The following is a 12594-nucleotide window of genomic DNA, read 5'->3' as shown; positions in this document are numbered from 1 at the left end:
GTGAAGGCTTTATTTCCTGGGAGTTTTGATCCTATTACTAATGGCCATTTGGACTTAATTAAACGTGCAAGTAAGATTTTCAATCAAGTAGTAGTTGCAGTAATGACTAATATAACTAAAAAATCCATGTTTTCACCTGAAGAGAAACTAGTTTTAATTGAAAATGAAATTAAGAAATTAAAAAATGTTTCAGTTGTTGAAGTAAAAACAGGTCTAACAGTTGATTTGGCTAAACAAATTAACGCAGATGTGATTATTCGTGGAGTACGTAATGTGAATGATTATCAATTTGAACAACAAATTGCTGTTATGAATCGCAAACTAGATGATCAAATTGAAACGCTTTTGTTACCTTCATCTCCTCAATATAACGAAATCTCATCTTCATTAATTAAAGAAATTGCAAAATTTAAAGGAGACATTTCAAAGTTTGTTCCGTTAAATGTTGCAAAGGCAATCGAGGGAAAAATCAATGAAAAATAAAGTGAAAAAAATAATTTTATGGACAGTTGTTTCAGTCTTTATTCTAGTTACTGTTTTTTTGCCAATTCCATATTATATTGAATTACCTGGAGCGGCTGAAAATATTTCACAATATATTAAAGTAAAGGATAGTAAGAATAAATCTGGTAAATTAATGCTAGTTTATATTCGGGAAATGCGTGCAACTCCATTATCATATGCTTTAAGTTATTTAAATCCTTTTGCTGAACGAAATAGTGCAGAAGATATTTATCAAGGAAATTCAGAAGAAGATTATCAAAAAATTCAAGAGTATTATATGCAAAATGCTATCAATGAAGCTGAATACGTTGCATTTAAGGCAGCAAATAAATCAGTAAAACGGCAATATTTAGGACTTTATGTAATGTCAGTGATGCCTAATTCAAGTTTTAAAGGAAAATTGCATGTAGGAGATACAGTTGAATCTGTAAATGGAAAGCATTTTGATGATTCACAAAGTTATATTAATTATATTAAGAGTCTTCCTAAAAATTCTAAAATTACCATCGGAGTTGAAAGTAACGGTAAACATAAAACTTTAACTGGTAAAACTAAGAAATTAGAAGGAACCAAGCAATATGGAATTGGGATCACTTTAACGGATCGAACTAAAGTAAAGACATCAATAAAGGTTTCAGCAGATATGGATGGGATTGAAGGCCCATCTGCTGGTTTAATGATGGCACTTCAAATTTATAATGATTTAACCAATCAAAACTTGCTTCATGGTAGAAAAGTTGCTGGAACTGGAACAATCAATGCTAAAGGTCAAGTGGGAGATATTGGAGGTGCTGATAAAAAAGTAGTGGCGGCAGCTAAATCAGGTGCTACTGTTTTCTTTGTTCCTAACAATCCAATTCCAAAGGCTGTGAAAAAAGCCTATCCAGATTTGCAAACTAATTACCGAGAAGCTAAACAAGCTGCTAAAAAGATTCACACTAAAATGAAAATTGTACCAGTTCAGACTTTTGAAGATGCAGTTAAATATTTAGAACATACAAATTAATTAGAGTAGTTATTCAGATTTTTCTGAATAACTATTTTTTTTGCGTAAGTTATCAGTAGCGGCACCTTTGACTGTGACGTAATTTAAATGAAAGAGGAATTTTAATGATTGAAAAAATTTTAGAATTTTGGGAAGAATATAAGACCAAAATAATTATTAGTGTTTTAGTTGGAGCAATTGGAATGGTTGTGTTTTGGCCAATATCTAATCAAAAAACAGATTCAAAACAAACGGATGACAATTTTTCAGAGTATGATTCAAAGAAATTTTCAACAATGAGTTTTGAGCATTTTTTTTCAATAAATAGTCTTTCAAATGAAATATATGTTGATGTTAAAGGAGCTGTTAAAAATCCAGGAGCATACCAATTAGGCATGAATCAACGAGTTGGAAATGCGATTGAAAAAGCAGGAGGTTTTATTGATGGTGCAGATTCAAATCGAATTAATTTAGCAAAAAAACTTACTGATCAAATGGTGATATATGTTCCACGTAAAGGAGAAGTAATCCCAATTGAAAATGGCGGAGAAGCATCTAAAAACCAGGAAAGGATAACTAGTAATTCCGGACAGCAAAGCACAGGACAAATTAATTTAAATACTGCAACATTAGAGCAATTAAAACAACTGGATGGAGTAGGAGAGAAAAAAGCGCAAAAAATTTTAGATTATCGACGACAACATGGAGGTTTTAAAAGTACAGAAGAATTGAAAAACATTGATGGAATTGGTGAAAAAAGTTATCAAAAACTTGCCAGTCAAGTTTGTGTTTAATGTTATACTAAAATAAATGGAGGTAAGGTTATGGAAAATAAGAGAATTCCATGGAATCAATATTTTATGGCCCAAGCAATTTTACTTTCAATGCGTGGGACTTGTAAAAGATTATCAGTAGGAGCAATCTTAGTTAGAGATGAACGAATTATTGCAGGCGGTTATAATGGTTCTGTCTCAGGTGATGTACATTGCATTGATGAAGGCTGCTATATGGTAGATGGTCATTGCTTAAGAACCATTCATGCAGAAATGAATGCAATTTTACAATGTGCCAAATTTGGAATCCCAACTGCTAATGCTGAAATTTATGTAACAGATTTTCCATGTTTGCAATGTACTAAAATGTTATTGCAAGCGGGAATTAAGAAAATTTACTATTTAAGAAACTATCATAATGATCCATATGCGCTCTCCTTATTAAAAAAGAAAAAAGTGGAATGTAAGCAAGTTAGTATAAATCCACAATATTTACAATCAGTTGTTGATGTTGCTAAAGAAAATTGGAATTAAAAACGAGAAAATATTATTTATTGTTCTGTGCACTAGAAGCAATTGCGATTAATAATTTTTTGCTTAATTCAGGGATTTTATCCAAGATAATTTTAATTATTTTATTTGGAAGAATTTTGTTAACACGACACTGGAAATTAATTGGAGGATGCATTGTTACTGCCATTTTTTGGTGGGGATTTCAAATTCAATATAATTCAGTATTTTTTTCACAAAAAGTTGAACCTAAAAAAGGATCAGTAATGAAACGGTTTATGCATATGCTGATAAAATAAAAAAGACAAATGGGTCAATTAAAATTGAGGTAATCAATCTACGAAATTCTAAAAAAGTTCAAGTTTTTTACAATGAACCTAAAGATGATTCATTAAATTTAAAATCGTTAACTGGTTTAGTAAAGATAACTTTATCTGGCGAGCAAAAAGCACCTACTAAGCCAACAAATGAAAATCAATTTGACTACTCTAAATTTTTACTTAGTAAAAATATTAAAACAGTGATTTGGGCACAGAAGTTGGCGATTAAAGAAGTTAAATTCAATAAAAATTTTCAAATTCAAAATACTATTCATCAATTACGCAGCGTTTTAGTTCAAAAATTTGAAAGTTTTCCAACTCCTTTAAATGAGTATTCTAAAGCATTAATTTTAGGAATTTTAGATGAAGATTTTGCCCACGTAAACGAAAACATAAAAAAATTAGGATTGCTATATTTATTTTGTCTTTCTGGATTGCATGCTTTCTTTATCAAAAAATATCTAAGTTATCTTTTACAACGATTTAAGGTTGCCCAAGAAACGATCAATATTTTATTACTCATCATTTTTCCGTTTTATTGGATTTTAGGTGGGAATAATGTTAGTTTAACACGTGCGATTTGGATGATTTGGTTAGGAATATTATCAACTTTTCTACTTAAAAATAGACTTGTTGGAATAGAAAGTTGGAGCATTGTAGTAATTTGCTACTTAATTAAATATCCAGCAACATTTTTAACATTAGGTGCTCAATTGAGTTATTTGATGACATTCATTTTGTTATGTACAAGTGAAACTAATTTGGTTAAAACTAGCTTTAAATTAAACAATTTTAGTATGCCTATCATTTTGAATGCTACGTATCAATGGAACGTTTTAACTACGTTTTTCTCAGTAATATTCGGATTTATCTTTGAGAAGATCATTTTTCCCATAACCTTAATCGGTGCATTGATTCCATTTTTAAGAAGGGGAAGCGCATTAATTTTAGGCATATTTAATATACTGATTGAAAAGTGCAGTATGTTACCAACAATTATTACTTTTGGTAAATTATCTTCAATCATGTGTTTAATAATTATTTTAATTTTATTTACACTTGAAAAGCAGAAATTTTTAAAATTTAAATGGGGAATCCTAATTTTAATATATATCGGAAGTTATATTAGCATCCACTACCCCTTTAAAGATGAGGTTGTTTGTTTTGATATTGGACAAGGCGATAGTATTTTAATTCGAGAAAAGTTTAATAAAGAGGTTATTTTAATTGATACTGGAGGTAAATTAAACTTTAAAAATAATAGTCAAGAGTTATCAAAGACTCAAGGACAAACAATAATAGCTAATTATTTGTTAAGTAAAGGAATTAATAAAATTAGCGGTTTATATTTAACTCATCAAGATACTGATCATGTAGGAAATTTTCCGAGTATTGGACAAAAAATATTTGTTCCAGCAGGAATGGAAAAATTAGTGACATTTCAAAAACGCCTAAAACAGCTGAATCAAAAATGCGAGATAATTCCAGTAACAACAGATGTAAAAGCACAAAACAATCTTAAAATTTTACATCCATTTACTTCAGGTAAAGGAACTAATGAAGACTCACTTGTTCTTTATAAGAAATTTGCGCGTTATCGTTTTATATTTATGGGAGACTTAGATCAAAAAGGCGAGCTTGAAATTTTAAAACGATATCCTACTTTAAAAATTAATATTTTGAAAAATGGGCATCATGGGAGTAAAACTTCGTCTAATCCACAATTTATTGAGCAAATTCAACCACACTTAGCAATTATTTCAGCTGGGAGAAATAATCGCTACCATCACCCAGATCAAAGTACCTTAGATACTTTAAATAAACTAAATATTCCCTATTTGTCAACTGCACGTGATGGAATGATTAAAATTACTGTAGATCAAAAGAAACTAAAAATAGAAAAATTTGTGAAGGAGAAAGCATATTTTGAAGGTCAATGAGTTATTAAAACAACTTAATTCCTCAACTATAGCACCAGTATATTTAGTAATTGGAGATGAGGAATTTCAAACGCAAAAAATTAGAAATGCCTTTTTAAATTTAATTCCTCATGAAGAGCGACAATTTAACGTAGGTCAATATGATATGGAAGAAGTTTCATTAAGTACAGCATTAGATGATGCTTTATCTGTACCTTTTTTTGGAGAAAAAAGATTAGTAATGGTTAATAATCCATTTTTTTTAACAGCAGATAATAAAAAAACAAAAGTCGAACATGATCTTAATGGACTAATTCAATATATAAATTATCCTCAACAATCAAGCATTCTAGTGATTTTTGCTACTTATGAAAAGTTGGACGAACGGAAAAAAATTGTTAAGGAATTAAAGAATAATGCAGTTGTTATTGATAATCAAAAACTTTCTGAAAAAGATGTGAAGTTGACAATTCTAAAAACTTTGGAAAATGAGCAATTTAAAATTGAAGATAGGGCATTAGAAAGTTTACTTGAGAAAACTAACTCAAATTTAACTTTGGCAATGAAAGAGTTAACTAAGCTCAAAATTGCTACTAATCAGACAAAGTTAATTACTTTTAATCAAGTGCAACAATTAGTTCCGGTATCGCTTGAACAAAATGTTTTTGACTTAGTTGATTTAGTAATGAAACATCAAGTTTCCCAAGCACTTCAAATGTATCACGAATTAATTCAACAAAAAGAAGAACCTTTAAAGATTAATGCAATTTTATTAGGGCAATTTAGATTATTATTACAAGTTAAGATTTTACGAAATAATGGCTATGCTCAAGGAAGTATTGCAAGTATGCTTAAAATTCATCCATATCGGGTCAAGTTAGCAATGCGAAAAGTAAATCAATTTCAGTTATTGGATTTAAAAAGTGCGTATTTAGGTTTAGTTGACAATGAGCAAAAAATGAAATCGACTAATCAAGATCCAGAGTTACTTTTTCAATTGTTCCTACTAAAAATAAAATAATAAAAAAGACTGTGAAGATTCACAGTCTTTTTTATTATTTAGATAAACGAGCAGCCATTCTTGACTTATCACGAGCAGCTTTGTTAGCTTTGATAAGACCTTTTGATGCAGCTTTATCAACAGCTGAAACAGCTGCTTGGTGAAGTTCTTCGATGTTGTCAGCACCAGCAGTTACAGCTTTTTCAAATTTCTTTACAGCTGTACGCATCTTGCTAAGTTGTGCTGAGTTGCGATCATTAGCTTTTTCATTTGTCTTTACACGCTTAATAGCAGATTTAATGATTGGCATCCAAATTCACCTCCACTTATAAAAGTTCCGTTATCGGTCATTATTAAACTATAACACAAGTAATTATACAAGAGTAAATTAAACAATGCAATATTAAAAAGAAAGAGCGCTAGCAATTTTTTTAATATTAACTTGCAATTTAAAAAGAAATTAGGTACACTAAAGAGCGTATTAATTTTATTGACCTCTTACTGAGTTTGTAACGATTCACCAACGCCTTACTCGGTGTGAGGCTACAAAATTTTGAAAGGTGGAAATTGAAATGGCTATTTCACAAGAAAAGAAAAACGAAATCATGAAGAAATATGCACGTCATGAAGGCGATACAGGTTCAGCAGAAGTTCAAATCGCTGTATTGACTGCAGACATTAACGAATTAAATGATCACGTAAAGGAACACAAAAAAGACTTTGCTGCTCAACGTGGTTTAATGAAGAAAATTGGACATCGTCGTAACTTGCTTGCATACTTACGTAATACAGATGTTCAACGTTATCGTGAATTAATCAAGAGCTTAGGCTTACGTCGTTAATTTCACTGAAAGAAGCTTTGACTATGATGTCAAAGCTTCTTTTTTTATTTCTAATATTCATTGAATGCAAATTAATTTAATAAATGTGGTATACTAAAACATAAGATACAAGAACGGTTATTAATTAAGCATTTAGGAGTGAAATTATGAGTGATATTAAGCTCGACATTTTAAGCGGTGTACGTGAAAACGGAAAAAACATGTATGCTGTTGAAGTCGATGATCAAATTTTTGTTTTAGATTGTGGATTAATGTATCCTGAAAATGAACTACTAGGAATTGATATTGTAATTCCTAATTTTGAATATTTAGAAGAAAATGCAAGCAAAATTGCAGGGATTTTCTTAACACATGGGCATGCAGATGCAATTGGTGCATTACCTTACTTTGTAAGTAAACATTCAGTTCCAGTCTTTGGTTCAGAATTAACCATTGCACTTGCTAAAATTGCTTGTGAAAATGAAACTAAAGCACGTAAATTTAATGATTTTCATGTAATTGATGAACAAACGGAAATTGATTTTAATGATGTAACAGTATCATTTTTTAAAACGACTCATTCAGTACCTGATTCACTAGGAATTGTAATTCAAACTCAACATGGAAATATTGTATATACTGGCGATTTCAAGATTGATCAAACTGCAACTAAGGATTATCAAACGGATTTTGCTCGAATTGCAGAAATTGGTAGTCAAGGAGTATTAGCATTATTAAGTGATTCTACTAATGCTGAAAATCCAATTGAAATTGAAAATGAAAAAGATGTTCTTGATTACATTATGGAAGTGTTTGAATATCACAATGGAAGAATTATAGTATCAGCACATTCTTCCAATATTACGCGAATTCAACAAGTTTTAAATGCAGCAGCTACTAATGAACGTAAGGTGGCTTTGATTGGACATGATGTTGAAAAAATTGTGCGTACCGCAATGAAATTAGATAAATTACATCTTCCTGAAGATGATATGCTAATTGATGTGAAGGACATTGATAAGTATAAAGATCACCAATTAGTAATTTTACAAACCGGTCGTTCAGGGGAACCAATGAAATCATTACAAAAAATGGCACTGGCACGCCATAAATCAGTAAAATTGCATGCAGGTGACTTAGTTGTAGTTACAAGCACACCATCTCCAGCAATGGAAACTAATATGGCTAAAACTCGTGATATGATTTTTAGATCAGGTGCAGATGTAAAAACAATTTCAGACAATTTGAATTTATCAGGACATGCAAGTCGAAATGATATTCAATTAATGATTAACTTACTAAAACCACAATATTTAATTCCAGTTCAAGGAGAATATCGGCAATTATATGCAACTAAAGAATGTGCACTAGAAATTGGTATTCCAAATGAAAATGTGATTTTAGTAAATAAAGGTGATGTTTTAGAATATGCACATGAAAAATTCCAACTAGTTCAATCAATTGATGCTACTAATACTTTAATTGATGGAATTGGAGTAGGTGACATTGGAAATATTGTTTTACGTGATCGTAAATTATTAGCTGAAGATGGTATTTTTATTGCAGTAGTTACAATTGATCGTAAAAAACGTAAAATTGTAGACACTCCTAAAATTACCTCACGTGGGTTTGTTTATGTGAAATCAAGTCGAGATTTAATGGCTGAAAGTCGTAAAATTGTAACTAAAGTTGTTCAAAGCAATTTAGATAATAAAGAATTTGATTGGACGCATTTAAAACAAGATATTCGTGATCAGTTAAATCATTTTCTATATGAGCAAACTAAACGTCATCCAGTAATTATGCCCGTAATTATGGAAATTAACCAATCATATCCCAAAAAAGGACGCAGAAATAAAGGGAAACCAAATAATATAAAGAAGTCAAAACAAAAAAGTAAATAAAATATAATTAAGCTCATTGAATAATTTTTAGATATAAAAAATGGTATCAAGCTCAATGAGCTTATTTTTAATTAAGGATGAATTTATGAAAAAAAACGAATATGACATACTTAAACAGGCACAGCATTTTTTAGAGAATAAAAATTATAAGCAAGCAATTGAAATATATGAAAAGAACTATATTAGAACAAATAGTTTAGAAAATAATTATTTATTATTTCATGCTTTATTGCGAAATCATGATTGGGATCAAGCAATTTTAGTAGCAAATGATTATCTCAATGATTATATTGAAGATGATGTTAAATTTTATGAATATTTCAATGCATTGTTACATGCTGGTAAAATTTTGACAGCATTTAAAATTTTTCAAAATTTAAAATGCTATTTAAATGATATTGAAAAGGAGGAATTAATTAAGCGATTAAAGAATTATCCTGCATATTTAACAAAGCAAAAACAGCAAAAAAAGAAGGAAATTTTAAGAAAATTAAAATATTTACCAGCATTTGATCCTAAGGAACAGCAACTAATAATAAAACAACTGGAGTTACTAAGTCCCCAAGAATTAAATTTAAATACTAAAAGTGTGTTACTTGATGAAAATGTTTTATGCTTAGTTCGAATGACGTTACTTGACACACTGCGTCAAGTTTCCAGTACTTTAGTTAAAGTAAGAAATTTTAAGAATGAAGTAGTGGAAATAAATTTAGCGACACTTAAACCATTAGAACAATTTGAAATTTTTAACGTAGTTCAAAAAAAGATCTTAGAATCAAAAAATATTTCAGAAAATTTGAAGTTGAAAATTTTAAGTGAAACAAAAACAAAATTAATGATTTTATATTCAGACTTAGACAAATTAGATGTTCAATTTTTAGTTAACATTTTATTAAATAATAAAACCGATTTGAATAAAAATGAGCAGAAAGTAAGGTCAAAAATTGAAAATGAATTAAATAAACTCGATTATTTACAAAATTAATCATTTTTTTATTTACAAACCTGGAATTCACTTATATAATGAATCAAGGATTCTTCTTTTTAAGATAAAACCATTTTACATCTTGGTTTTATTTAGGAGAAGTAGTATAATAATAGCAAAAGATTATCAGCAAACATTTTTTGTGGATATCTTTGGAAAAATTCAGGAGGTTCATTTTAATGGCAAAAGAACATTACGAAAGAACAAAGCCCCATGTTAACATTGGTACAATCGGCCACGTTGACCATGGGAAAACAACTTTAACAGCAGCTATTACAAAAGTTTTAGCTGAAAAAGGTTTAGCACAAGCTGAAGATTACGCTTCAATCGATGCTGCTCCAGAAGAACGTGAACGTGGTATCACAATCAACACAGCTCACGTTGAATATGAAACAGAAAAACGTCACTACGCTCACATCGACGCTCCAGGACACGCTGACTATGTTAAGAACATGATCACAGGTGCTGCTCAAATGGATGGTGCTATCTTAGTTGTTGCTGCAACAGATGGTCCTATGCCACAAACACGTGAACACATCTTACTTGCTCGTCAAGTTGGTGTTGAATACATCGTTGTATTCTTAAACAAGACAGACTTAGTTGATGATGACGAATTGTTAGACTTAGTTGAAATGGAAGTTCGTGACTTATTAAGTGAATACGACTTCCCTGGTGATGATATTCCTGTAATTCGTGGTTCAGCTTTGAAGGCATTGGAAGGTGACAAAGATGCTGAAGCTAAGATCATGGAATTAATGGATACAATTGATGAATACATCCCAACACCAGAACGTCCAACAGATAAGCCATTCTTAATGCCTGTTGAAGATGTCTTCACAATCACAGGTCGTGGTACTGTTGCTTCAGGTCGTGTAGATCGTGGTACAGTTAAAGTTGGTGACGAAGTTGAAATCGTTGGTTTGAAGGATGAAATCCTTAAGACAACAATCACAGGTGTTGAAATGTTCCGTAAGACACTTGACATGGGTGAAGCCGGCGATAACATCGGTGCATTGCTCCGTGGTGTTAACCGTGACCAAGTAGAACGTGGTCAAGTATTGGCTCAACCAGGTTCAATCCAAACTCACAAGAAATTTAAAGGTGAAGTTTATGTCTTAACTAAAGAAGAAGGTGGACGTCACACACCATTCTTCTCAAACTACCGTCCACAATTCTACTTCCACACAACAGACGTTACAGGTGTTATCGAATTACCAGAAGGTGTAGAAATGGTTATGCCTGGCGATAACGTAACATTTACAGTAGAATTAATCGCACCAGTTGCTATTGAAAAAGGTCTTAAATTTACAGTTCGTGAAGGTGGCCGTACAGTTGGTGCCGGTGTTGTTTCAGACATCCTTGACTAATTCAAACTTAATTAAAAAGTCTGGCTTTGCCAGACTTTTTTTTATATTCAAAGATTAATTCTTGGAATTTTAGTAGATTTCATTTACAATTAGCGTTATCTAGGGTAAACTTAATTAATATACAGATACTATTTATTGTATAAAATTAGTAGTTCGGAGGGAATAACATGTCTGTTAAGTGGGAAAAAGAAGAAGGTACAAATAACGGTAAGTTAACCTTCAAAATCCAACCAGATAAAATTAAAGAAGGATTGGACGTTGCTTTTAACAAAGTTAAAAAGTCATTAAATGTCCCAGGTTTCCGTAAAGGAAAAGTTCCTCGTCAAATTTTTAATAAAATGTATGGGGAAGAAGCATTATATCAAGATGCATTGAATGCATTATTACCAGAAGCTTATGCTAACGCTGTTTCTGAAGCTAAGATTAAGCCAGTAGCTCAACCAGAAATTAATGTTGAATCGATGGAAAAGGGTTCTGAATGGGTACTTTCAGCTAAGGTTACTGTTGAACCAGAAGTTGAATTGGGCGAATATAAAGGCTTAGAAGTTATGAAACACTCAACAGAAGTATCTGATAAAGAAGTTGAAGATGAATTAGAACGGCGTCGTCAACAACAAGCAGAACTTGTTTTAAAAGAAGATGAACCTGCAGAAAATGGTGATACAGTTGTAATTGACTTTGAAGGTAAAGTTGATGGTAAGCCATTTGAAGGTGGTAAATCAGAAAATTACTCACTTGAATTAGGATCAAATACATTTATTCCAGGTTTTGAAGATCAATTAGTTGGTCACAAAGCTGGCGATCAAGTTGAAGTGAAAGTAACATTCCCAGAAGATTACCAAGCAGAAGACTTAAAAGGTAAAGATGCTGTATTTGATGTAACTATTCATGAGGTTAAAGAAAAAGAACTTCCTGAACTTGATGACGATTTTGCTAAAGATATCGACGAAGATGTTGATACATTAACAGAATTAAAGGCAAAAATTAAAGATCAAATCAAAGATCAAAAAGAAGCAGCTGCTAAAAATGCTGTTCAAGAAGAAGCTATTTCTAAAGCTGTTGAAAATGCCACAATTGGTAACATTCCGGAAGCAATGATTGAAGATGACGTTCAACGTCAAATGGATCAATACTTCAGTGGCATGCAACAACAAGGAATCAATCCTGATATGTACTTCAAATTAACTGGTACATCAGAAGAAGATTTACGCAAACAATTCCGTGAAGGCTCTGAAGAACGTGTAAAAACAAATCTTGTGTTAGAAGCAATTGTTGATAAAGAAGACGTTGAAATTTCAGATGATGAAATTGAAAGCGAAATTAAAAGTTTAGCATCACAATATGGTATGGATGAAAAGGCCGTACGTTCAGCATTATCTGATGATATGTTGAAACATGACATTGCCATCCGTAAGGTTGTTGATGAAATGACAAGTTCTGCTAAACAAGTTTTAGAAGAAAAGAAAGAAGATAAGTAATCATTATCTAAAAAAACCGCAATTAGCG

The 12594-nt window shown here is 31.1% G+C and carries 13 protein-coding genes; 12 read left to right on the top strand and 1 reads right to left on the bottom strand.

The features are described 5' to 3' along the window. The 7 genes from coaD to holA all read left to right on the top strand — a co-directional run bounded on the left by coaD (position 1) and on the right by holA (position 6032). The gene (coaD, locus tag ACWCL1_RS02605) at positions 1-483 is read left to right on the top strand and encodes a pantetheine-phosphate adenylyltransferase (protein WP_454545379.1); all 483 of its coding nucleotides are present in this window, start codon (positions 1-3) and stop codon (positions 481-483) included. After that, positions 473-1510 carry a SepM family pheromone-processing serine protease gene (locus ACWCL1_RS02600; protein ID WP_454545378.1) on the top strand — a complete coding sequence of 346 codons (1038 nt, stop codon included), beginning with the start codon at positions 473-475 and terminating at the stop codon, positions 1508-1510. The genes coaD and ACWCL1_RS02600 overlap by 11 nt, the downstream gene beginning before the upstream one ends. Before the next feature lie 104 nt (positions 1511-1614). Then, positions 1615-2283 (top strand): helix-hairpin-helix domain-containing protein, encoded by a 669-nt coding sequence (locus tag ACWCL1_RS02595; protein ID WP_454545377.1) that lies wholly within the window; start codon positions 1615-1617, stop codon positions 2281-2283. Positions 2284-2313: 30 nt separating this feature from the next. After that, entirely contained in the window at positions 2314-2796 is a 483-nt protein-coding gene (locus ACWCL1_RS02590) for a ComE operon protein 2 (protein ID WP_454545376.1), read from the top strand. After that, positions 2787-3071, top strand: coding sequence for a hypothetical protein (locus tag ACWCL1_RS02585; protein WP_454545375.1), 285 nt, complete (start codon positions 2787-2789; stop codon positions 3069-3071). Before ACWCL1_RS02590 ends, ACWCL1_RS02585 begins: the two co-directional genes overlap by 10 nt. Before the next feature lie 239 nt (positions 3072-3310). Continuing rightward, positions 3311-5032, top strand: a complete 1722-nt coding sequence (locus ACWCL1_RS02580; RefSeq protein WP_454545374.1) for a ComEC/Rec2 family competence protein — start codon at positions 3311-3313, stop codon at positions 5030-5032. Beyond that, on the top strand, positions 5019-6032 hold the full coding sequence (gene holA, locus ACWCL1_RS02575; protein WP_454545373.1) for a DNA polymerase III subunit delta: 1014 nt from the start codon (positions 5019-5021) through the stop codon (positions 6030-6032). The genes ACWCL1_RS02580 and holA overlap by 14 nt, the downstream gene beginning before the upstream one ends. A 34-nt stretch (positions 6033-6066) precedes the next feature. Here the strand turns inward: holA and rpsT are convergent, their stop codons facing one another. Further along, positions 6067-6321, bottom strand: coding sequence for a 30S ribosomal protein S20 (gene rpsT / locus ACWCL1_RS02570; RefSeq protein ID WP_454545372.1), 255 nt, complete (start codon positions 6319-6321; stop codon positions 6067-6069). A gap of 262 nt (positions 6322-6583) precedes the next feature. Between rpsT and rpsO the strand changes: the two genes are divergently transcribed. The 5 genes from rpsO (at position 6584) to tig (ending at position 12566) form a co-directional block, all read left to right on the top strand. Further along, on the top strand, positions 6584-6853 hold the full coding sequence (rpsO, locus tag ACWCL1_RS02565; protein ID WP_454545371.1) for a 30S ribosomal protein S15: 270 nt from the start codon (positions 6584-6586) through the stop codon (positions 6851-6853). A 146-nt stretch (positions 6854-6999) separates the two neighbouring features. Beyond that, complete coding sequence (locus tag ACWCL1_RS02560; RefSeq protein WP_454545370.1) at positions 7000-8736, top strand: ribonuclease J; 1737 nt, start codon at positions 7000-7002, stop codon at positions 8734-8736. Positions 8737-8821: 85 nt separating this feature from the next. Continuing rightward, on the top strand, positions 8822-9721 hold the full coding sequence (locus ACWCL1_RS02555; protein WP_454545369.1) for a CDC27 family protein: 900 nt from the start codon (positions 8822-8824) through the stop codon (positions 9719-9721). Between the two features lie 179 nt (positions 9722-9900). After that, entirely contained in the window at positions 9901-11088 is a 1188-nt protein-coding gene (gene tuf / locus ACWCL1_RS02550) for an elongation factor Tu (RefSeq protein WP_454545368.1), read from the top strand. 167 nt (positions 11089-11255) lie between these two features. After that, complete coding sequence (gene tig / locus ACWCL1_RS02545) at positions 11256-12566, top strand: trigger factor (RefSeq protein ID WP_454545367.1); 1311 nt, start codon at positions 11256-11258, stop codon at positions 12564-12566. Positions 12567-12594: the final 28 nt, after the last annotated feature.

The organism is Ligilactobacillus sp. LYQ135, from assembly GCF_053711055.1.
Note: the sequence above shows the minus strand (reverse complement) of the source record. Positions and strands in the feature narration are given on the sequence as shown.